This is a genomic window from Halomonas mongoliensis (assembly GCF_052496345.1).
In genome coordinates, this window is record NZ_CP199288.1 from 1395116 (window position 1) to 1417068 (window position 21953).

A 21953-nucleotide genomic window follows, 5' to 3' on the forward strand; every position below is an offset into this window, starting at 1 on the left:
GGCGGCTCAGTGAGTGTCGATGATCCGCTCCAGGTCCACCGACAGCGGGTCCAGCACCTCGGGCCAGCTGAGATAGGGCGTGCTGCCGGTGCCGTTGACCAGCACCGTGAACACGCCCCAGCGGCCGCTGCGGGTACGGAAATAGCCGCTGACCGCCCTCACCGCCACCGGCTGGTTGAGGGTGCCGGTCTTGAGCATCACATGATGCTGGAAGGTGGGCGAACCGCGGCGGATAAAGCGCATCACGCCGTTGCCGGGGGACTGCAGGGTCGCTACGAAGCTCGGAAAGAGCGACGGACGATAGTAGATGCTCTCCAGCAGCGCATTGGCCCCCCGGGCGGAGGTGCGATTCTCGGTGGTCAGGCCGCTGCCGCTGAACAGCGTCAACGGGCCATGGTCGGGGATCCCAGCCACGAAGGTCTCGATGGCCGCGCCGCCCTGGCGCAGGTCCGCCCGGGGCGTCTCCACCAGGTTCAGGGCCAGCACGTCGGCCATGAAGTTGTTGGAGTAGTTCATCACTCGCAGCAGCAGCTCCTGCAGCGGCTTGCTCTCCACCTCCGCGAGAGTCCGGGAAACGGCCGGCGGCTCGGCCAGGGTGGTCTCGGCGCCACCCCGCACCTGGATACCGGCCTGCTCGAGCATCGCCAGCAGGGTGACGGCCATCTGCTCGGCGGGGTCGGAGCTCGCCCGATAGATGTCGCGGGGCCGCGCATTGGTGGAGATCTGGCCGCTCAGCACCATGATGTCCCGGTCGTCCCGGGTGACCCGCTCGGCGCGCAGCTCGGTGCCGCTGTTGTCCGGGCGCGTTTCCACTCGGTTATCGATCTCGAGAACCGCCGCCTGGCTGTCACAGCCGGCCACCCGGGCCGGCTGCCCCGGCGCGTCACCCGGTGCCACGCTGACGCACCAGCTGCCGTAGTTGACCCCTGCCGAGGAGAGCAGCGCGCTGTAGGCGTTGGCCGAGCGCTCCCGGGCCTGGCAGCGATCGGTGGTAATGCACTCCACCGGGCCGAATCGCCACTGGCTGATCAGGAGCCGCCCCTCCACCTCGCGCACCCCGGCCTGGTGCAGGCGCTGGGCCAGTCGCCAGAGGTCCTCGGTGGTCAGGGCCGGATCTCCTCCGCCGTCGAGGATCAGATCGCCGGAGAGCAGGCCGTTACTGGTCGGACGCACCTCGCTGACCAGCCGGGTGGCGAAGCGATGCTGGGGTCCCCAGCGATCCAGCGCCGCCGCCGCCAGGTAACTCTTGGTCACCGAGGCCGGCGAGAGCTGGCGATCGGGCTCGATGGCCCCCAGCACCTTGCTCTCATCGATCAGCCGCGCCTCGGCGCTGATCAGAAAACCCTTGTCGGCCAGGCGGCCCAGCTGGGGAAAACCCGAGGCCAGGGCGATCACCGGCAGCAGGCAGAACAGGAAGAGGCAGAGTCTCGACAGAGGACGACGCATGGCAACACCAGGGGTTGGGTCAGGACGAAGAAGGGTCAGCGGCTGGCGATCGAAGCGGCAAGCCGCACAAGGCCGGGGGCATGGGGCAGCTCTACCACCAGCTTCCACAGCGGCTGACCGCTCTCATGGTACTTCTGCTCGAAGGGGGTCAGGAAGTCGTCTCCAGGCTCATGGCGCAGCACCTCGGCCTCACGGCCGGTGGCCTGGGTCACGGCCAGGGCGAACTCCTCCACATAGAGCTTCCAGTTGGAGCGCAGCTCCAGGCGCCCGCCCAGGGCCAGGATCACCGGGAGGACCGGATGCCCCTGCCAGCGCATCTTGAGATGGGACGCCTTGGGATAGGGGTTGGGGTAAAGCAGGTAGTGCCGTGCCGGCTTCCAGCCATCGGCCAGTGCCAGGCGCCAGAAGTCGACCAGATCGGCGCGGACCAGCAGGGCGTTGTCGGGCAGGGTCCCGTGCTCCCGGTTCAGACGGCTCTCGCTGCGGTCCACGCCGATCACCGCGCTATCGGGAAAGCGCGCCGCCAGGCGGCGAGTGGAGAGCCCCACCCCGCAGCCGGCGTCCAGCACCAGAGGCATATGAGAACGCGCCTCGAGCCATTCACTGGCCGCCTCGAAGGCCGTGCGGGTATGTTCCGCCACCGGCTTGCGCAGGGGGTTCGCCAGGGCACGGGCCACTCGCCGGCTCAGATCCTCGTGGGGGCCGGACTGATTGGTAACGATGGAGCGAGAGCTGGCATGCATGGCGATACCGAAAAGCGAAGGAGCGACGATTCTAGCAGCCCCACCGCTCCACCGCATGGCGGGCGAACAGGATGCCCGAAAAGCGAAAAACCCCGACCATCTCACGATGATCGGGGCTTTTCTATATAAGTGCCTGACGATGATCGCGCCGGGCTCCGGGGGCCGGCACTCCGGGACTCTACTCGTCTCATCCTGAGACTCGCCCTACGGGCCCGCTGACGCGGTTCCCGTTTGTTCCCGACAAACGGGTCCATGGGGAGACCCCCAGAACGACGAAACCCCAGCCATAGGGCTGGGGTTTCTGAAAAGGTGCCTGACGATGACCTACTCTCACATGGGGAGACCCCACACTACCATCGGCGCTGAGCGGTTTCACTGCTGAGTTCGGCATGGGATCAGGTGGTTCACGCACGCTATGGTCGTCAGGCGAAAAGGGTGTGAATCATGCTGAGATACGTCTCGCGTACCCGGCGTCGTCTGTTATCGACAGACCCCTTGGGTGTTATATGGTCAAGCCTCACGGGCCATTAGTATCGGTTAGCTCAACGCCTTGCAGCGCTTCCACATCCGACCTATCAACCAGCTGGTCTCGCTGGGCCCTTCAGGAGGCTCGAGGCCTCAGGGAAGTCTCATCTTGAAGGGGGCTTCCCGCTTAGATGCTTTCAGCGGTTATCCTGTCCGCACATAGCTACCCGGCAATGCCACTGGCGTGACAACCGGAACACCAGAGGTGCGTCCACTCCGGTCCTCTCGTACTAGGAGCAGCTCTTCTCAAACTTCCAACGCCCACGGCAGATAGGGACCGAACTGTCTCACGACGTTCTAAACCCAGCTCGCGTACCACTTTAAATGGCGAACAGCCATACCCTTGGGACCGACTTCAGCCCCAGGATGTGATGAGCCGACATCGAGGTGCCAAACACCGCCGTCGATGTGAACTCTTGGGCGGTATCAGCCTGTTATCCCCGGAGTACCTTTTATCCGTTGAGCGATGGCCCTTCCATACAGAACCACCGGATCACTAGAACCTACTTTCGTACCTGCTCGACGTGTCTGTCTCGCAGTCAAGCACCCTTATGCTCTTGCACTCAATGCACGATTTCCAACCGTGCTGAGGGTACCTTCGTGCTCCTCCGTTACGCTTTGGGAGGAGACCGCCCCAGTCAAACTACCCACCACACACGGTCCTCGATCCGGATAACGGACCTGAGTTAGAACGCCAATGATGCCAGGCTGGTATTTCAAGGTTGGCTCCACCCGAACTGGCGTCCGGGTTTCAAAGCCTCCCAGCTATCCTACACAAGCAACATCAGCGTCCAGTGTGAAGCTATAGTAAAGGTTCACGGGGTCTTTCCGTCTAGCCGCGGGTACACAGCATCTTCACTGCGATTTCAATTTCACTGAGTCTCGGGTGGAGACAGCGTGGCCATCATTACGCCATTCGTGCAGGTCGGAACTTACCCGACAAGGAATTTCGCTACCTTAGGACCGTTATAGTTACGGCCGCCGTTTACCGGGGCTTCGATCAGGAGCTTCGCTTGCGCTAACACCATCAATTAACCTTCCGGCACCGGGCAGGCGTCACACCCTATACGTCCGCTTACGCGTTTGCAGAGTGCTGTGTTTTTAATAAACAGTTGCAGCCACCTGGTATCTTCGACCGCTTCGTGCTCCGGCCGCAAGGGCCTTCACACTAATGCGGCGTGCCTTCTCCCGAAGTTACGGCACCATTTTGCCTAGTTCCTTCACCCGAGTTCTCTCAAGCGCCTTGGTATTCTCTACCTGACCACCTGTGTCGGTTTGGGGTACGGTCTCACTGTATCTGAAGCTTAGAGGCTTTTCCTGGAAGCGTGGCATCGATGACTTCCTGACCGTAGTCAGTTCGTCTCGCCTCTCGGCCTTAGGATCCCGGATTTGCCTGAGATCCCAGCCTACTGGCTTTCACCAGGACAACCAACGCCTGGCTCACCTAGCCTTCTTCGTCCCCCCATCGCAATACAGTGAGGTACGGGAATATTGACCCGTTTCCCATCGACTACGCCTTTCGGCCTCGCCTTAGGGGCCGACTCACTCTGCTCCGATTAGCGTCGAACAGAAACCCTTGGTCTTCCGGCGGGGGAGTTTTTCACTCCCCTTGTCGTTACTCATGTCAGCATTCGCACTCGTGATACCTCCAGCAAGCCTCTCGACTCACCTTCATCGGCTTACACGACGCTCCTCTACCGCGTGCCTGCATCCTTAAGCCTACTCATCATGATCCGCCCACCCAACTCAACGTTCGGGGAGCGCTTGAACGTCGCTTCGCGACGTTAATCGAATAGCCTTAAGTGATGCAGGCACACCCGTAGCTTCGGTACCTGGTTTGAGCCCCGTTACATCTTCCGCGCAGGCCGACTCGACTAGTGAGCTATTACGCTTTCTTTAAAGGATGGCTGCTTCTAAGCCAACCTCCTAGCTGTCTGAGCCTTCTCACATCGTTTCCCACTTAACCAGGATTTGGGGACCTTAGCTGACGGTCTGGGTTGTTTCCCTTTTCACAACGGACGTTAGCACCCGCTGTGTGTCTCCCACGCTTGCACTCACCGGTATTCGGAGTTTGCCTCGGGTTGGTAAGTCGGGATGACCCCCTAGCCGAAACAGTGCTCTACCCCCGGCGGTGATACGTGAGGCGCTACCTAAATAGCTTTCGAGGAGAACCAGCTATCTCCGGGCTTGATTAGCCTTTCACTCCGATCCACAAGTCATCCAAATCTTTTTCAACAGATCCTGGTTCGGTCCTCCAGTTGATGTTACTCAACCTTCAACCTGCTCATGGATAGATCGCCCGGTTTCGGGTCTATTCCCAGCGACTGGTCGCCCAGTTAAGACTCGGTTTCCCTACGCCTCCCCTATACGGTTAAGCTCGCCACTGAAAATAAGTCGCTGACCCATTATACAAAAGGTACGCGGTCACAGAACGAGTCTGCTCCCACTGCTTGTACGCACACGGTTTCAGGATCTATTTCACTCCCCTCTCCGGGGTTCTTTTCGCCTTTCCCTCACGGTACTGGTTCACTATCGGTCAGCCAGGAGTATTTAGCCTTGGAGGATGGTCCCCCCATGTTCAGTCAAGGTTTCACGTGCCCCGACCTACTCGATTTCACATGATCAGATTTTCGACTACGGGGCTATCACCCACTATGGCCGCGCTTCCCAGCGCGTTCGCCTAATCAGTCACATGCTTAAGGGCTGGTCCCCGTTCGCTCGCCGCTACTGGGGGAATCTCGGTTGATTTCTTTTCCTCAGGGTACTTAGATGTTTCAGTTCCCCTGGTTCGCCTCCCGACACCTATGTATTCAGTGCGGGATACCCAGCTTGTGCTGGGTGGGTTTCCCCATTCAGAGATGCCCGGGTCACAGGTTGTTTGCCACCTCGCCGAGCCTTATCGCAGGCTTCCACGTCTTTCATCGCCTCTGGCTGCCTAGGCATCCACCGTGTGCGCTTAATCGCTTGACCATATAACCCCAAAGGGTCTGGTCTGCGATAACGTACGACATTGCCGGATACGCTTGAGACGTATCACTTGTTTCTTCTGGATCACTCCAGAAGGAACGTTTGTCAGCATGATTCACATTGTTAAAGAGCGACTGTCAATCGACAGTCATAAACCTGACATCTTTTGCCGCGATGCTGGCTTATGACTGCGGATCCGATCAGGTAAGACTGTTGCAGAGGAGACGATGGTGGAGCCAAGCGGGATCGAACCGCTGACCTCCTGCGTGCAAGGCAGGCGCTCTCCCAGCTGAGCTATGGCCCCACTGATACCCGATACTTCTGGGTAATTTTATTCAGGCCAAGGCATTTTGTGGCGACGCATAGCCTGCTATGCGAGTCACAAAATAACGCAGGACTGGATAAAATTTGGTGGGTCTGGGCAGATTTGAATAAACCCCGCGACCTCACCCTTCTCTTTACAGAACTTCTGGGGGTGTGCTCTAACCAACTGAGCTACCCGGCCGTTCAGAGAATGGTGGGTCTGGGCAGATTTGAACTGCCGACCTCACCCTTATCAGGGGTGCGCTCTAACCAACTGAGCTACAGACCCATTGGTCACGCTGGGCCTATACCCAAACAGTCTTTTGCTCTGGTCGATCAGGTAATTCATTGTGAGCACTTGTCGCGAGTCGGTGACGTCGTCGATAAGGAGGTGATCCAGCCGCAGGTTCCCCTACGGCTACCTTGTTACGACTTCACCCCAGTCATGAACCACACCGTGGTGATCGCCCTCCGAAGTTAGGCTAACCACTTCTGGTGCAGTCCACTCCCATGGTGTGACGGGCGGTGTGTACAAGGCCCGGGAACGTATTCACCGTGACATTCTGATTCACGATTACTAGCGATTCCGACTTCACGGAGTCGAGTTGCAGACTCCGATCCGGACTGAGAACAGCTTTATGGGATTAGCTCCACCTCGCGGCTTTGCAACCCTTTGTACCGTCCATTGTAGCACGTGTGTAGCCCTACCCGTAAGGGCCATGATGACTTGACGTCGTCCCCACCTTCCTCCGGTTTGTCACCGGCAGTCTCCTTAGAGTTCCCGCCATTACGCGCTGGCAAATAAGGACAAGGGTTGCGCTCGTTACGGGACTTAACCCAACATTTCACAACACGAGCTGACGACAGCCATGCAGCACCTGTCTGAGAGTTCCCGAAGGCACCAAGGCATCTCTGCCAAGTTCTCTCGATGTCAAGGGTAGGTAAGGTTCTTCGCGTTGCATCGAATTAAACCACATGCTCCACCGCTTGTGCGGGCCCCCGTCAATTCATTTGAGTTTTAACCTTGCGGCCGTACTCCCCAGGCGGTCGACTTATCGCGTTAACTGCGCCACAAAGGTCTCAAGGACCCCAACGGCTAGTCGACATCGTTTACGGCGTGGACTACCAGGGTATCTAATCCTGTTTGCTACCCACGCTTTCGCACCTCAGCGTCAGTGTCAGTCCAGAAGGCCGCCTTCGCCACTGGTATTCCTCCCGATCTCTACGCATTTCACCGCTACACCGGGAATTCTACCTTCCTCTCCTGCACTCTAGCCTGACAGTTCCGGATGCCGTTCCCAGGTTGAGCCCGGGGCTTTCACAACCGGCTTATCAGACCGCCTACGCGCGCTTTACGCCCAGTAATTCCGATTAACGCTCGCACCCTCCGTATTACCGCGGCTGCTGGCACGGAGTTAGCCGGTGCTTCTTCTGTGGGTGATGTCCTTCCTCGGGAGTATTAATCCCAAGGCTTTCTTCCCCACTGAAAGTGCTTTACAACCCGAGGGCCTTCTTCACACACGCGGCATGGCTGGATCAGGCTTTCGCCCATTGTCCAATATTCCCCACTGCTGCCTCCCGTAGGAGTTCGGGCCGTGTCTCAGTCCCGATGTGGCTGATCATCCTCTCAGACCAGCTACGGATCGTCGCCTTGGTGAGCCATTACCTCACCAACAAGCTAATCCGACATGGGCTCATCCGATAGCGCAAGGTCCGAAGATCCCCTGCTTTCTCCCGTAGGACGTATGCGGTATTAGCCTGGGTTTCCCCAGGTTATCCCCCACTATCGGGCAGATTCCCATGCATTACTCACCCGTCCGCCGCTCGACGCCTGGAAGCAAGCTTCCATCGTTTCCGCTCGACTTGCATGTGTTAGGCCTGCCGCCAGCGTTCAATCTGAGCCATGATCAAACTCTTCAGTTTAAGATCATATAGTGCATTAAGTGCACCAAACTTGGCTCAAGGTTCAAACGTTTCTCAAAAGACCCGAAGGTCTTGACGAGTCGCTTGCCTTGATGGTTCTGTGACTGGTCACCGAACTCATCGACAAGCGCCCACATGAATTACCTGATCGATTGTTAAAGAGCGGCTTCGAACTCTCGGGCGAACCCTGTGGAGTGAAGCGTCTCGCTGTGCTGTCGACCGGAGAAGGCTCTCTTGAGCTCTCCGCCTGTCGTCAGCGCCCTGCTAGGAAGGCGTATTCTACCGATTCGCTTCAGCGTGTCAAGCGGTGGTTGGCGATGCGCTGCATCCCGACCGATTTCCGCTGACTGCCCGCCTCATCCTGCCGAGGCGACTGCGAATCCAGTGGCGCACATTCTAGCGAATCTGCGGTGATTGTCAACTGAAAGTTTTTCGAAGCGTTTCAAAAAACTCAGACAGATCAATCACTTCTGCCACTTATTACCGCCTGCAACCTTGCTGGTCACCGGCAGCGGATGCGTACTTTACGGTTTTCCCCGGGGCCCTGCAAGCCCTTCCGGTAAAAAAGTTTCAGACCTTGCCCACAGGCGTGCAGGCCGGCCCCCTTGTGGATATCTCAGAGGGCAGACGCGACAGCGCCCGCACGGGGCGGGCGCTGCTGATCCTGGTTCATCCGAAGGCGGTCCACCGGGCGAGCATCAGGCCCCGGGAGGCGCATGCTTCACCTTGCGCATCGCTGCCATGACGGGCCCGGAAGCCACATAGGCACCGAACAGCAGCAGCAGCATCACCGAGGGCTGTACCGAGATCACCACGAAGCCCAGCACGATGGCCAGCAGCACCACGAATGGCACCGGCCCCTTGAGGTCGATATCCTTGAAGCTGTAGTAGCGGATATTGCTGACCATCAGGACGCCGGCAGCGCCGACGATCACCAGCATCAGCAGCTTGAAGCCGAAGGCCTCGGCATCGAAGCTGTGGAAGGTCCAGACGCTGGCCGCCACCAGGGCCGCCGCGGAGGGGCTCGGCAGGCCGATGAACCACTTCTTGTCGACGCTGCCGATCTGCACGTTGAAGCGCGCCAGGCGCAGGGCGGCACAGGCCACATAGAGAAAGGCCACCACCCAGCCGGTCTTGCCGATATCCTGGAGGATCCAGGTGAAGGCCACCAGCGCCGGCGCCACCCCGAAGGAGAGCATGTCCGAGAGGCTGTCGTACTCGGCGCCGAAGGCGCTCTGGGTATTGGTCATGCGGGCCACCCGGCCATCCAGGCCGTCGAGCACCATGGCGATGAAGATGGCCACCGCCGCCGCGGTGAAGTCGCCGTTGATGCCGGCCACCACCGAGAAGAACCCCGCGAACAGCGCCGAGGTCGTGAAGAGGTTGGGCAGCAGGTAGATCCCCTTGCGGCGCACCTTCTTGCCGTTCTCGACGGCCTCCTCGATCACCTCGGTCTCGCGCACGAAGGCCGCGGCCAGATCCTCCTCGGCCGGCGACTCGGCGTCGGGCGCGAGCTTGTCGACGGGCTCGGCACCGGGGCGGGAAGGAGGGTGTTCGGTATTGCGGGAGTCCTGACTCATGCGTTTCGTCCATTGCCGAAATGAGGGTGCCCGCAGGCACTGGCTTCATTCTACACGCCCGCTGCGCTCTCACAACGCCGCCCCGCCTCGTCCGACCACCCCATAAACGCGCAGGGGGCGCGGATATCCGCGCCCCTGAAGGTCCCGTGAACCGATAGCGATCAGTTCTTGGACTTGTCCACCAGCTGGTTGGCAGCGATCCACGGCATCATGCCGCGCAGCTTGGCACCCACGACCTCGATCTCATGCTCGGCGTTCAGGCGACGACGCGCGGTCATGGAGGGGTAGTTGGTGTTGCCTTCCTGAATGAACATCTTGGCGTACTCGCCGGTCTGGATGCGCTTGAGAGCGTTGCGCATGGCGGCACGAGACTCGTCGTTGATCACCTCGGGGCCGGTGACATACTCGCCATACTCCGCGTTGTTGGAGATGGAGTAGTTCATGTTGGCAATGCCGCCCTCGTACATCAGGTCGACGATCAGCTTGAGTTCGTGCAGACACTCGAAGTAGGCCATCTCGGGAGCATAGCCCGCCTCGGTCAGGGTCTCGAAGCCGGCCTTGACCAGCTCCACGGCGCCGCCGCACAGCACGGCCTGCTCGCCGAACAGATCGGTCTCGGTCTCGTCCTTGAAGGTGGTCTCGATGATGCCGCTACGGCCACCGCCGACGCCGGCGGCGTAGGAGAGCGCCAGCTCCTTGGCGGTACCGGACGCATCCTGATGGATGGCGATCAGATCGGGGATGCCGCCGCCCTTGACGAACTCGGAGCGCACGGTGTGGCCCGGGGCCTTGGGCGCGATCATGATCACGTCCAGGTCCTTGCGCGGCTCGATCTGGTTATAGTGGATGTTGAAGCCGTGAGCGAAGGCCAGGGTAGCGCCCTGCTTCAGGTTCGGCTCGACCTCGTTCTCGTAGATCGCCTTCTGGTTCTCGTCCGGGGCCAGGATCATGACCACGTCGGCGTTCTTGCACGCCTCGGGCACGCTGGCAACCTTGAGGCCGGCAGCCTCGGCCTTGGCGGCGGAGGAGGAACCTTCACGCAGGGCGACGGTGACGTCGACGCCGGACTCCTTCAGGTTATTGGCATGGGCATGGCCCTGGGAGCCGTAACCCACGATGGTGACCTTCTTGCCCTGGATGAGGGAGAGGTCGCAATCCTTGTCGTAATACACGTGCATGGTCCTACTCCTGGAACGTCGATGAAAGAGGGTGTCAGCGCTGATGGCCACCCGCCCCGTCTGACGCGGGACTGGGCTCGCGGCATCCGATGGACTCACCATACGCCAGCCCCACCATTGCGTAAAACGCGATATTTGCAACGTGACGTGCCGGGATATGAAATAATGACACCCATGGACATGCGACCCCTCAAGCACTTTCTGGCTCTCGCCGAGTCCCTGCACTTCGGCCGCGCCAGCAACGCCTGCCACGTCAGCCCCTCGACGCTCTCTCGCTCCATCCGTCAGCTGGAGGAGACCCTGGGCGTGGTGCTCTTCGAACGCGACAACCGCCATGTGGTGATGACACCCCACGGCATCACCTTTCTCGCCTACGCCCGGGAGGCGCTGGAGCAGTGGGAGCAGCTGCGCCTGTCGCTGCAGAGCGAGGCCCAGCGCCTTACCGGCGAGATCAGCGTCTACTGCTCGGTCACCGCCAGCTACAGCTTTCTCTACGCCCTGCTCAGCAAGTTTCGCACCCACCACCCCGGCATCGAACTCAAGCTGCACACCGGCGACCCCGCCGAGGCCATGGCCCGGGTGCTGGCCGGTGAGGAGGACATGGCGATCACCCCGCGGCCGCGGCGCACGCCGGAGGCCCTGGCCTTCAAGTCGCTGACCCGCGCCCCCCTGGTGTTCATCGCCCCCCAGGCATCCGCCGCCTGGATTCCCGCCACGCCGGAGTCCCCCAGCGCCGACCAGTGGCGCGAAGTGCCGATGATCCTCTCCGAGGCGGGCCTCTCCCGGGAGTTTGCCGACACCTGGTTCAGGGCGCTGGGAGTCACGCCGCAGATCTACGCCCAGGTGGCCGGCCACGAGGCCATCGTCAGCATGGTGGGACTGGGGTTCGGCATCGGCGTGGTGCCGAAGATCGTGCTCGACAACAGCCCCCTGCAGGAGCGCGTGCGGGTGCTCGCGGTGAAACCGGAGCTGCCCCACTACGATGTCGGGCTCTGCGTGCTGGAGCGCCGCCTGAAGAGCCCGCTGATCCGCGCCCTCTGGGACGAGGTGCAGGCGCGCTGACCGCGGACGCCCGCTACCGAACGGCCTCCCCAACATCGAGAAGGCCGCCCCGAAGGGCGGCCCTGTGATGCAGCGCGAGCGCAGCCATCGATCAGAGTGCGAGCACCTTGTCGCCGCGGGCAATGCCCGACACCCCGGTGCGCGCCACCTCCAGGATCCCCACCGGCGCCATGGCCTGAAGGAAGGCATCCAGCTTGCCGGCGTCGCCGGTGATCTGCACGGTGTAGAGGCTCGGCGTCACATCGACGATCTGCGCACGGAAGATATCCACGGTGCGCTTGACCTCGTCGCGAGCCGCGCCGAGCGCCTTGACCTTCACCAGCATCAGCTCGCGCTCGATGTGGTTGCCCTCGGTGAGGTCCACCAGCTTGACCACGTCGATCAGCTTGTTGAGGTGCTTGGTGATCTGCTCGATCACCCGGTCATCACCCACGGTGGTGACGGTGAGGCGCGACAGGGTCTCGTCCTCGGTGGGCGCCACGTTCAGCGTCTCGATGTTGAAATTGCGCTGAGAAAAGAGCCCCACCACGCGAGACAGGGCGCCCGGTTCGTTTTCCATCAGAATCGAGATGATATGGCGCATCAGGTCCGCTCCGTCTTGGAAAGCAGCATGTCACGCATGGAGCCCAGGGGCACCTGCATCGGATAGACGTGCTCGTGCGGGTCGACCGCAACGTCGAGGAACACCAGCTCGTGCTTGTCGGCAAAGACACGTTCCAGCGCCGGCTCAAGCTCGTCGAGGGTCTCGACCTTCAGGGCGGTGAAGCCATAGGACTCGATCAACTTCTGGAAGTCGGGCAGCGACTCCATGTAGGAGTGGGCGTGGCGGGACTTGTAGTTGAGGTCCTGCCACTGGCGAACCATGCCCAGCGAGGCGTTGTTCAGGTTGACGATCTTCACACCGCCCCCGAACTGCTTACAGGTGGAGAGCTCCTGCATCATCATCTGGAAGCTACCCTCGCCGGTGACGCAGACCACCTGCTCCTCCGGGAAGTTCTGCTTGATGCCCATCGCGGCCGGGAAGCCGAAGCCCATGGTGCCAAGGCCGCCCGAGGTGATGAAGCGGTTGGGCTTGTCGAACTTGTAGTACTGGGCCGCGAACATCTGGTGCTGGCCCACGTCGGTGGTCACATAGGCCTCACCGCGAGTCACCCGGCAGAGCGCCTCGATCACCTCCTGGGGCTTGATCGTCTCACCGGCCTTGGAGGGCTCGTAGAGCTTGCCCACGCGCTCCTCGCGCCAGCCGTCGATCTTCTGCCACCACTCGGCCAGGGCCTCGGGATGGGCGATCTCCTTGCCCTGCACCAGGCTGATCATCTCGCTGATCACGCTGCCCGCCGGCCCGACGATCGGCACGTCGGCGCGCACCGTCTTGGAGACGGAACTCGGGTCGACGTCCACGTGGATGATCTTGGCGGTGGGGCAGAACTTGGAGGTGTTGTTGGTGACCCGGTCGTCGAAGCGCGCCCCGATGGCGATGATCAGGTCCGCGTGATGCATGGCCATGTTGGACTCATAGGAGCCGTGCATGCCCAGCCAGCCGAGGCACTGGCGGTCGCTCTGCGGGTAGGCGCCGATACCCATCAGGGTGGTAGTGATGGGATAGCCCAGGCGCTTGACCAGATCGGTCAGCCCCTCGCTGGCACGGCCGGTGACCACGCCGCCACCGGTATAGAAGACCGGCCGCTTGGCCTTGAGCATCATCTCCACGGCCTTCTTGATCTGGCCGGTATGGCCGCGAGTGACCGGGTTGTAGGAGCGCAGCTTGACCTTCTTCGGGTAGACGTACTCGTAGCGCTCGGTGGGCGCCGTCATGTCCTTGGGAATGTCCACCACCACCGGGCCGGGGCGGCCGGTGGAGGCCAGATAGAAGGCCTTCTTGAGGACTTCGGGAATCTCGGTCGGGTGCTTGATGGTAAAGCTGTGCTTCACGATGGGCCGAGTCACGCCGATGATGTCGGTCTCCTGAAAGGCGTCATCGCCGATCAGGTGGCTCATCACCTGGCCGCACAGCACCACCATGGGAATGGAGTCCATGTAGGCGGTGGCGATGCCGGTCACGGCGTTGGTGGCGCCGGGGCCGGACGTGACCAGCACCACGCCGGGCTTGCCCGAGGCGCGCGCATAGCCGTCGGCGGCATGGGTGGCGGCCTGTTCGTGGCGCACCAGGATGTGCTTGACCTTGTCCTGACGGAAGAGGGCGTCGTAGATGTGCAGCGCCGCACCGCCCGGATAACCATAGATGTATTCGACGCCCTCATCCTGAAGGAAGCGGGCGATCATGTCTGCGCCGGAAAGCAGTTCCACTTGATGTCTCTCCCCTGGAGGTCTCGAGTGCGATCCGCGTGCCAAATGGGGCACGCGGGGTCGAGTGCGGCGGTATGCCGCTGCCGGACGCGCCGGCACCTGATGCCAAACCCTGGCGTTGATAGACCCGGATGGGGCCTGCACTCTCATCGCGGCGGATCGCCGCGTCGGGGCGTTGGCCGAGCCGGGCGGTTGACCCGCACTCGGAAGTCCTTCGGCGGGTAGAGGCCCTCTGGCCTACCCTTCGCGCGGGGATGGGGGGTTACCCGCAGAGTTCCGCGCCCGCAAATCAGGAAGGCCCAAGATTCCATTAGCGGCGCAATGGTGTCAACCGCATAAAAAGTGTGAGAGCCGCCGCGGGGTGTAAAAGAGCCCTCAGCGGGGTGTAAAAGAGCCCTCAGCGGGACATGCAAGGGCCCTCGGCGGGGTGTGGTGTAAAAGAGCCCGCCGGGCGGGCGCCAGGCGGGCAAGGGGGGTTACAGGACGCAACCTGATACTAGTGTAGTCGGCTATCGACCCGGCGCCTGGCCGAGTGCGTAACGCTTTGTTGGCCTCAGCTCTGGAACACCAGCTGGTCGCCCTCCGCCTCCACGTGGATGACATCGCCCGGCGCGAAGCGCCCGGCCAGCAGGTCCTGGGCCAGCGGATTCTCGAGTCGGGCCTGGATCGCCCGCTTGAGAGGACGGGCGCCGTAGACCGGGTCGAAGCCGACCACGGCCAGCTGCGCCAGCGCCGCGTCGCTGACCTCAAGGGCGAGATCGTGCTCGGCGAGCCGCGCCCTCAGGCGGTCGAGCTGGATCTCGGCGATGGACTGGATCTGCGCCTGGCCGAGGGCATGGAAGACCACCACCTCGTCGATGCGGTTGATCAGCTCGGGGCGGAAATGGCTGCCTACCACCTCCATCACCATCTCCTTCATCTGCGCATAGTCGGCGTCATCGCCGCCCAGGCGCTGGATGATCTCGGAGCCCAGGTTGGAGGTCATCACGATGACGGTGTTGCGGAAGTCCACGGTGCGGCCCTGGCCGTCGGTGAGGCGGCCATCCTCCAGCACCTGCAGCAGGATATTGAAGACATCCGGGTGGGCCTTCTCCACCTCGTCGAGCAGCAGCACCGAGTAGGGCTTGCGGCGCACCGCCTCGGTCAGGTAGCCGCCCTCCTCGTAGCCCACATAGCCGGGGGGCGCCCCGATCAGCCGCGCCACCGAGTGCTTCTCCATGAACTCCGACATGTCGATGCGTACCATGGCCTCCTCAGTATCGAAGAGGAAATGGGCCAGCGCCTTGCACAGTTCGGTCTTGCCCACGCCGGTGGGGCCGAGGAACAGGAAGGAGCCGTTGGGACGATTGGGGTCGGCGAGTCCGGCCCGGGAGCGACGCACGGCGTTGGCCACCGCGGCCACCGCCTCCTCCTGGCCGATCACCCGCTGGTGCAGCGCCTCCTCCATGCGCAGCAGCTTGTCGCGCTCGCCCTCGAGCATCTTGGCCACCGGGATCCCGGTCCAGCGGGAGACCACCTCGGCGATCTCCTCCTCGGTGACGTTGGAGCGCAGCAGCTTGTGTCCGGAGGTATCGGCTTCCGCCTCGCTGGATTCGGCGATCTTCTTCTCCAGCGCCGGGATCACGCCGTACTGCAGCTCCGACATGCGGGCGAGGTCGCCCTGGCGGCGCGCCTGTTCCAGATCGATGCGGGCGCGCTCGAGCTCCTCCTTGAACTGCCCCGCCCCCTGGATGCTGGCCTTCTCGGCCTTCCAGATCTCGTCCAGGTCGGCATACTCGCGCTCCAGCTCGTGGATCTGCTCCTCGAGGCTCTCCAGGCGCTTCTTCGAGGCCTCGTCGGTCTCCTTCTTGAGGTGCTCGCGCTCCATCTTCAGCTGGATCAGGCGGCGGTCCAGGCGGTCCATCTCCTCCGGCTTGGAGTCGAGCTCCATGCGGATCCGCGAGGAGGCCTCGTCGATCAGGTCAATGGCCTTGTCGGGCAGCTGGCGGTCGGTGATATAGCGAGTGGAGAGCTTGGCCGCGGCGATGATGGCGCCGTCGGTGATATCCACCTTGTGGTGCACCTCGTAGCGCTCCTTGAGGCCGCGCAGGATCGCCACGGTGTCCTCCTCGCTGGGCTCATCCACCAGCACCTTCTGGAAGCGGCGCTCGAGCGCGGCGTCCTTCTCGATGTACTGGCGATACTCGTCCAGGGTGGTGGCGCCCACGCAGTGCAGCTCCCCCCGGGCCAGGGCCGGCTTGAGCATGTTGCCGGCGTCCATGGCGCCCTCGGCCTTGCCGGCGCCGACCATGGTATGCAGCTCGTCGATGAAGAGGATCACCCGGCCCTCCTCCTGGGCCAGCTCCTTGAGCACCGACTTCAGGCGCTCCTCGAACTCGCCGCGAAACTTGGCGCCGGCCAGCAGGGCGCCCATGTCCAGGGAGAGCACGCGCTTCTCCTTGAGGCCTTCGGGCACCTCGCCGTTGATGATGCGCTGGGCCAGCCCCTCGACGATGGCGGTCTTGCCCACGCCGGGCTCGCCGATCAGCACCGGGTTGTTCTTGGTGCGCCGCTGCAGCACCTGGATGGTGCGGCGAATCTCGTCATCGCGGCCGATCACCGGGTCGAGCTTGCCGCTGGCGGCCCGCTCGGTGAGATCCAGGGTGTACTTCTCCAGGGCCTCGCGCTGATCCTCGGCGTTGGGGTCATCGACCCTCGCCCCGCCGCGCACGCCGGCAATGGCGCTCTCCAGGGTCTGGCGGGAGAGCCCGGCCTGGGTCATCAGCTTGCTCACCGCATGGCCCATCTCCAGCGCGGCCAGCAGCACCAGCTCGCTGGCGATGAACTGATCGCCGCGCTTCTGGGCCTCACGGTCCGTCAGGTTGAAGAGCTTGATGAGGTCGCGGGAGGGCTGCACCTCGCCGTCGAAGTGGGCCACCTTCGGCAGGTCATCGAGATGCCCCGCCAGGCCGTCGCGCAGCCGGGCGGCGTCGCCGCCGGCCTTCTGCACCAGCGCCTTGACGCCGGTATCGGTGGCCTCGAGCAGCGCCAGCAGCAGGTGGCCGGGCTCCAGCTGATTGTGGCCGCGGCCCACGGCCAGGGACTGGGCGTCGGCCACGGCGTTCTGCAGCTTGGCAGTGAACTTGTCGAAACGCATGAAACACTTCCTCCATCGGGGTAGCGAGGCGTTCGGACGCCCCGCTCGGCCCTGTCAATTCGTCTTGACACACTCAATGGAGTCAGGCTGGCCCGGTTTCAAGTCGGCCGCCAGGGGAAGGTACGAGCCAGTTGACGCCGGTCAAGGCCCCTCTAGCGCAGCCAGATCACGCTGGCCATGCGTCCGGTGCGGCCGCTGTCGCGGCGGTGGGAGTAGAAGCGCGGCTCGCAGGCGGTGCAGAAGTGGCCGCCGCTGATATGGGCGACGCCGAGCCGCTCCAGGCGCAGGCGCGCCAGGCGATAGAGGTCGGCCATATAGTGGCCGAGGCGATAGGGGCTGGGGTCGAAGGCGTCGGCCGCCTCGGGGTGGACGCCGACGAAGGCCTGCTGCACCTCGGGTCCCACCTCGAACTGGGCGTTGGAGATCGCCGGCCCGAGCCAGGCGAGCTGCTCCTCCGGCGGCACGCCCAGCGCCGCCACGGTCGCCTCGAGCACGCCGCCGGCCAGGCCGCGCCAGCCGGCATGGGCCACCGCCACCCGGGTCCCGCGAAGGTCGCTGAAGAAGACCGGCAGGCAGTCGGCGGTCATCACCACGCAGGCATAGTCGTGATTCAGCGCCACCGCCGCGTCGGCCTCCGGTGGCGTGGCCTCGAAGTGCTGCTGCACCCGCGCCCCGTGCACCTGGTTGAGCCACAGCAGCGGTCGCTCGCCGTCGACCTGCTTTTCCAGCAGCCGCCGACAGAGCGCCACGTGATCGGGGTTGTCGCCCACGTGCTCCGCCGGGTTGAAGCAGGCGAACTCCCCCTGGCTGGGGCCGGTCTCGCGGGTGGTCACGAAGGCCCCCACGGAGGTGGGCGCCGGCCAGTCGGGCAGGATCAGGGTCGGGCGCAGGTCGGGAGCGTCGCTCATGTCAGGGTCCTCGGCGCAGTCGCTTCAACGCATGGTTTCGTGATCGTCGCGCAGGTAGTCCAGCAGCATCAGCAGGTCATCCGGCAGCGACGCGCGAAAGGTCACCGTCTCGCCACTGCCGGGATGCACGAAGGCCAGCTTGCGGGCGTGCAACGCCTGGCGGGGAAACTCGCGCAGGATCTCCTTGAGGGGCTCGGCGGCACCCGGCGGCAGCTTGAGTCGACCGCCATAGACCGGATCGCCGATCAGGGGATAGCGCAGGTGGGCCAGGTGCACACGGATCTGGTGGGTACGCCCGGTCTCCAGGCGGCAGCGCACATGGGTATGGGCACGAAAGCGCTCCACCACCCGATAGTGGGTCACCGCCGGCTTGCCGGAGGCGGTCACCGCCTGGCGCTTGCGGTCCTTGGGGTGCCGACCGATGGGGGCATTCACGCTGCCGCCGGCCGTCATCACCCCCACGCAGATCGCATCGTACTCCCGGGAGACCGTACGCGCCTGAAGCTGCTCGACCAGGGAGGTCTGGGCGGCCAGGGTCTTGGCCACCACCATCAGGCCGGTGGTCTCCTTGTCGAGGCGGTGGACGATGCCCGCCCGGGGCACCCCGGCAAGGGCCGGGCAGTGGTGCAGCAGCGCATTGAGGAGGGTGCCGTCGGGATTGCCCGCCGCCGGATGCACCACCAGCCCCGCGGGCTTGTCGATCACCAGCACCTGGTCATCCTCATACACCACGGCCAGGGGAATGTCCTCCGGCTCGAAGCGGGTATCCTCCGCCACCTCGGCGTTGAGGCGCAGCCACTCGCCCCCGTAGACCTTCTCTTTCGGCTTGGCGGGCCGGCCGTCCAGGGTCAGGTCGCCGGCCTTGATCCAGGCCTTGAGGCGCTCGCGGGAGTGGTCGGCGAAGAGCTCGGCGGCGGCCTGGTCGAGACGCAGGCCGGCCATGGCGTCGGGAACGCGTTGCTGGGCTTCCAGAATCTGGGGCATGGGCGAGAGGCTGCCTGTCAGCAGGGAGTGGATCAGAGCAGCGCGCGGTGACTGCGTTTTGCCGCGCAGTGCTTTATAGTGAGCGGGTTTCGGTCGATTCTATCACGGCCTGTCCGCGTTGTTTGCCACGAGGATCACGATGCGCGTATTCCGCCCTACCGCCCGACTTGCGGCCCTGCTGGTGGCCTCCAGCCTGCTGGTGGGCTGTGCCAGCAGCGGCTCCAGCGAAGAAGAACAGGACGAGTTCGCCGGCGTTGCCGAACGCGAGCTCTATGAAGAGGCGCGCGGCTCCCTGGAACGCCGCAACTTTACCGCGGCCATCACTCGACTGGAGGCGCTGGACACTCGCTACCCCTTCGGCAGCCACGCCGAGCAGGTGCAGCTGGAGCTGATCTATGCCCACTACGAACTCGGCGACTGGGAGGCCACCCGCGCCGCCGCCAGCCGCTTCATCCGCCTCCACCCGAGCCACCCCCAGGCCGACTATGCGCTCTACATGCGTGGCCTGGCCTCCTGGCAGGCCGGACGCTTCAGCCTCGAGCGCCTGAAGCTGATCGATATCTCCCGGCGGGACCTGGGCGCCTCCCGGGACGCCTATACCGACTTCAGCGAGCTGGTCCGCCTCTATCCCAACAGCCAGTACGCTCCGGACGCCCAGCAGCGCATCGTCTACCTGCGCAACCTGATGTCCCGCCACGAGCTGCACGTGGCCGACTACTATCTGCGCCGCGGGGCCTACCTGGCCGCCGTTGAGCGCGGCCGCTGGGTGATCGAGAACTACCCGGAGAGCGAGGCGACCCGGGATGCCCTGGCGGTGATGGTCGAGGGCTACCTGGGCCTGGAGATGCGTGATCGCGCCCGTGAGGTGCTGGAAGTACTGATCGAGAACGACCCGCGCCACGAGCAGCTGCGCGGCCGCACCTTCGAGCCCAAGCACGTGCGCGCCCAGTCGCTCTCGACCTGACCCCTCTACAGAGACAGCATGCCCCGCCACGGGCGGGGCATTAGTCCCCATCATGTCATCAGCCTCCCCCTCCCGATCGGCGCACTTCATCCGACGCATGCATCGGCGCGTGCGTACCCTGGCGGCACTGGGCATCCTGACCACCGCCCTGCTGGCCGGCCTTGCCACCGCCCTGCCCTTCTATCATTCGGCCCGCAGCAGCATCGAGCACATCTACCAGCTCAGCCTGGAGGCGCACGCGGAGTCGCTTCACCACCAGTTCAGGCACTACCAGGAGGTCACCCGGCAGCTTGCCGGCCGCACCGAGATTCGCCGGCGGCTGGAGGAATACGCTCGCGGCGAGATATCCCTGGAGACCGTCTCCGCCTACAGCACCCCGCGGCTGGCCGACTCCATGGCACAGGCGTCCCAGATAGCCGGCCTGCTCCGCCAGGGACCCGGTCACGAGACCATCGCCCGGCTGGGCCAGGTGCCGCCGAACCCCGAGCCCGCCCTCGCGTCGCCGGAGGGTTACCCCTGCCGCTTTCATCAGATGCCCCAGGGCAAGGTGCTGATTCAGGGATGCGCACCCATTCTCGACGCGTCGGGCGCAGTCATCGGCCGCGACCTGGTCTTTTTCCACGCCGACGCCCTGCGGGAGCTGCTGAGCGGCAGGCGCCGCTTTGGCGATGACACTCCGATACGGCTGCGCAACCTCAGCAGCGGCCAGGAGCTGATGCTCGACGCCGGCACCCTGGCGCTGACCGACATCGCGTCGCCGACCGCGGAGGACGATATCACTCGCGTTCCCCTCGCCGCCGACCTGGGTGATCACGGCTGGCAGCTGCTGGTCGAAGTCCCTACCCACCACTTCCACGACGAGGCCATCAAGCTGCTGGCGTGGCCGGCTCTCGCCATGCTGCTGCTCGCCCTGGGCGGCACCTGGATCATCAGCCGGGCCCTGCACCCGCTGCTCATCCGAGTGGACCAGCAGACTCGTCAGCTGGAGCGCTCACGGGAAGAGCTTCTGCTGGCCGCCAGCGTCTTTCGCAGCGCCCAGGAGGCCATCGCCATCACCGACCCCGAACACAGGATCATCGACGTCAACCCCGCCTTCACCGACCATCTGGGCTACTCCCGCCAAACCCTGCTTGGCGGGCCGATGTCACGGCTGCTCGCCTGGCAGGCCGACAGCGCGGAGCGGCTGCAAGAAGGCGAGAAACACCTGGAGCAACAGGATACCTGGCAGGGCGACGTCCACTACCGGCGCGCCGATGGCGATACCCTGGTGGCCCTGCAGACCATCAGCACCGTGCGCAGCGACAGCGGCAAGCTGCTGCGCTATATCCATATTTTCAACGACGTCACCGAGCAGAAGGCCGCCGAGGAGGCCGTGCGCCACCAGGCACTGCATGACAAGTTGACCGGGCTACCCAACCGCACCCAGCTGGAGCGGCATTTGCAACGGGCCCTGCATCAGGCCGGCTCGACGAAGGGGCAGCTGGCCGTTCTGTTTCTGGACCTGGACCACTTCAAGGAGGTCAATGACACCCTCGGCCACCAGGCAGGCGACCTGCTGTTGCAGAGCGTGACCCGACGGCTCAAGGCCAACCTGCGCAGCAATGACCTCCTGGCCCGCCTGGGGGGTGATGAATTCGTGGTCGCCGCTGCCCCCTTGCAGGATGCCGAAAGCGCCATCCGAGTGGCCCGCAAGATCATTGACGCACTGACGACCCCCTTCACCATCGACGGCACGGAGGTCACCATCGGCGTATCGGTGGGGGTGGCCCTCTATCCCGCCGACGGAGGCAGCGCCGACGATCTGCTCAAGGCCGCCGATGCGGCCATGTATCGCGCCAAGGATGCCGGGCGCAATACCTGGCGACTCTACGACCGAGCCCTGGACGAGGCCCTGAGCGGCAGCGCTCCCCGCTGAGCGCCTCCTCTT

General features: G+C 63.7%; 12 protein-coding genes, 2 tRNA genes and 3 rRNA genes. 3 read left to right on the top strand and 14 right to left on the bottom strand.

The window, feature by feature from the left end:
* Nucleotides 1-6: 6 nt before the first annotated feature.
* The 9 genes from dacB to ilvC form a co-directional block, all read right to left on the bottom strand.
* Nucleotides 7-1446: a D-alanyl-D-alanine carboxypeptidase/D-alanyl-D-alanine endopeptidase gene (gene dacB / locus ACRYRV_RS06480; RefSeq protein WP_444985599.1), complete on the bottom strand. Its 1440-nt coding sequence runs from the start codon at nucleotides 1444-1446 to the stop codon at nucleotides 7-9.
* A gap of 35 nt (nucleotides 1447-1481) precedes the next feature.
* The gene (gene trmB, locus ACRYRV_RS06485; protein WP_444985598.1) at nucleotides 1482-2189 is read right to left on the bottom strand and encodes a tRNA (guanine(46)-N(7))-methyltransferase TrmB; all 708 of its coding nucleotides are present in this window, start codon (nucleotides 2187-2189) and stop codon (nucleotides 1482-1484) included.
* A gap of 311 nt (nucleotides 2190-2500) precedes the next feature.
* A 5S ribosomal RNA gene (gene rrf / locus ACRYRV_RS06490) occupies nucleotides 2501-2616 on the bottom strand.
* Nucleotides 2617-2695: 79 nt separating this feature from the next.
* A 23S ribosomal RNA gene (locus tag ACRYRV_RS06495) occupies nucleotides 2696-5684 on the bottom strand.
* Nucleotides 5685-5909: 225 nt separating this feature from the next.
* Nucleotides 5910-5985: transfer RNA gene (locus tag ACRYRV_RS06500), tRNA-Ala, on the bottom strand.
* 211 nt (nucleotides 5986-6196) lie between these two features.
* A tRNA-Ile gene (locus ACRYRV_RS06505) sits at nucleotides 6197-6273 on the bottom strand.
* Nucleotides 6274-6368: 95 nt separating this feature from the next.
* A 16S ribosomal RNA gene (locus ACRYRV_RS06510) occupies nucleotides 6369-7907 on the bottom strand.
* Together the 16S, 23S and 5S rRNA genes with 2 tRNA genes alongside form the textbook arrangement of a ribosomal RNA operon.
* A 698-nt stretch (nucleotides 7908-8605) precedes the next feature.
* Nucleotides 8606-9487, bottom strand: a complete 882-nt coding sequence (gene pssA, locus ACRYRV_RS06515) for a CDP-diacylglycerol--serine O-phosphatidyltransferase (protein WP_444985597.1) — start codon at nucleotides 9485-9487, stop codon at nucleotides 8606-8608.
* A gap of 161 nt (nucleotides 9488-9648) precedes the next feature.
* Nucleotides 9649-10665: a ketol-acid reductoisomerase gene (gene ilvC / locus ACRYRV_RS06520; protein ID WP_253448452.1), complete on the bottom strand. Its 1017-nt coding sequence runs from the start codon at nucleotides 10663-10665 to the stop codon at nucleotides 9649-9651.
* Nucleotides 10666-10839: 174 nt separating this feature from the next.
* Between ilvC and ilvY the strand changes: the two genes are divergently transcribed.
* Nucleotides 10840-11727: an HTH-type transcriptional activator IlvY gene (gene ilvY / locus ACRYRV_RS06525; protein ID WP_444985596.1), complete on the top strand. Its 888-nt coding sequence runs from the start codon at nucleotides 10840-10842 to the stop codon at nucleotides 11725-11727.
* A 91-nt stretch (nucleotides 11728-11818) separates the two neighbouring features.
* Here ilvY and ilvN read toward each other — a convergent pair whose 3' ends face one another.
* The 5 genes from ilvN to rluD all read right to left on the bottom strand — a co-directional run bounded on the left by ilvN (nucleotide 11819) and on the right by rluD (nucleotide 19062).
* Nucleotides 11819-12310: an acetolactate synthase small subunit gene (gene ilvN, locus ACRYRV_RS06530; protein ID WP_253448446.1), complete on the bottom strand. Its 492-nt coding sequence runs from the start codon at nucleotides 12308-12310 to the stop codon at nucleotides 11819-11821.
* Nucleotides 12310-14034 (bottom strand): acetolactate synthase 3 large subunit, encoded by a 1725-nt coding sequence (locus ACRYRV_RS06535; RefSeq protein ID WP_309636876.1) that lies wholly within the window; start codon nucleotides 14032-14034, stop codon nucleotides 12310-12312. The genes ilvN and ACRYRV_RS06535 overlap by 1 nt, the downstream gene beginning before the upstream one ends.
* 553 nt (nucleotides 14035-14587) lie before the next feature.
* The gene (gene clpB, locus ACRYRV_RS06540) at nucleotides 14588-17170 is read right to left on the bottom strand and encodes an ATP-dependent chaperone ClpB (protein ID WP_444985595.1); all 2583 of its coding nucleotides are present in this window, start codon (nucleotides 17168-17170) and stop codon (nucleotides 14588-14590) included.
* A 152-nt stretch (nucleotides 17171-17322) separates the two neighbouring features.
* The gene (gene pgeF / locus ACRYRV_RS06545; RefSeq protein ID WP_253448438.1) at nucleotides 17323-18078 is read right to left on the bottom strand and encodes a peptidoglycan editing factor PgeF; all 756 of its coding nucleotides are present in this window, start codon (nucleotides 18076-18078) and stop codon (nucleotides 17323-17325) included.
* Between the two features lie 24 nt (nucleotides 18079-18102).
* The gene (gene rluD / locus ACRYRV_RS06550; RefSeq protein WP_444985594.1) at nucleotides 18103-19062 is read right to left on the bottom strand and encodes a 23S rRNA pseudouridine(1911/1915/1917) synthase RluD; all 960 of its coding nucleotides are present in this window, start codon (nucleotides 19060-19062) and stop codon (nucleotides 18103-18105) included.
* Between the two features lie 139 nt (nucleotides 19063-19201).
* Here rluD and ACRYRV_RS06555 point away from each other — a divergent pair, with 139 nt between their 5' ends.
* A complete protein-coding gene (locus tag ACRYRV_RS06555; RefSeq protein WP_309636872.1) occupies nucleotides 19202-20026 on the top strand; it encodes an outer membrane protein assembly factor BamD in 825 nt (274 codons plus the stop codon).
* Nucleotides 20027-20078: 52 nt separating this feature from the next.
* Nucleotides 20079-21941 (top strand): sensor domain-containing diguanylate cyclase, encoded by a 1863-nt coding sequence (locus ACRYRV_RS06560; protein WP_309636871.1) that lies wholly within the window; start codon nucleotides 20079-20081, stop codon nucleotides 21939-21941.
* The last annotated feature ends 12 nt before the right edge of the window (nucleotides 21942-21953 follow it).

Coding starts and splice junctions, on each gene's coding strand:
- dacB (WP_444985599.1), bottom strand. CDS start 1,446: ATGCGTCGTCCTCTGTCGAGACTCTGCCTCTTCCTGTTCTGCCTGCTG.
- trmB (WP_444985598.1), bottom strand. CDS start 2,189: ATGCATGCCAGCTCTCGCTCCATCGTTACCAATCAGTCCGGCCCCCAC.
- pssA (WP_444985597.1), bottom strand. CDS start 9,487: ATGAGTCAGGACTCCCGCAATACCGAACACCCTCCTTCCCGCCCCGGT.
- ilvC (WP_253448452.1), bottom strand. CDS start 10,665: ATGCACGTGTATTACGACAAGGATTGCGACCTCTCCCTCATCCAGGGC.
- ilvY (WP_444985596.1), top strand. CDS start 10,840: ATGGACATGCGACCCCTCAAGCACTTTCTGGCTCTCGCCGAGTCCCTG.
- ilvN (WP_253448446.1), bottom strand. CDS start 12,310: ATGCGCCATATCATCTCGATTCTGATGGAAAACGAACCGGGCGCCCTG.
- clpB (WP_444985595.1), bottom strand. CDS start 17,170: ATGCGTTTCGACAAGTTCACTGCCAAGCTGCAGAACGCCGTGGCCGAC.
- pgeF (WP_253448438.1), bottom strand. CDS start 18,078: ATGAGCGACGCTCCCGACCTGCGCCCGACCCTGATCCTGCCCGACTGG.
- rluD (WP_444985594.1), bottom strand. CDS start 19,062: ATGCCCCAGATTCTGGAAGCCCAGCAACGCGTTCCCGACGCCATGGCC.
- ACRYRV_RS06555 (WP_309636872.1), top strand. CDS start 19,202: ATGCGCGTATTCCGCCCTACCGCCCGACTTGCGGCCCTGCTGGTGGCC.
- ACRYRV_RS06560 (WP_309636871.1), top strand. CDS start 20,079: ATGTCATCAGCCTCCCCCTCCCGATCGGCGCACTTCATCCGACGCATG.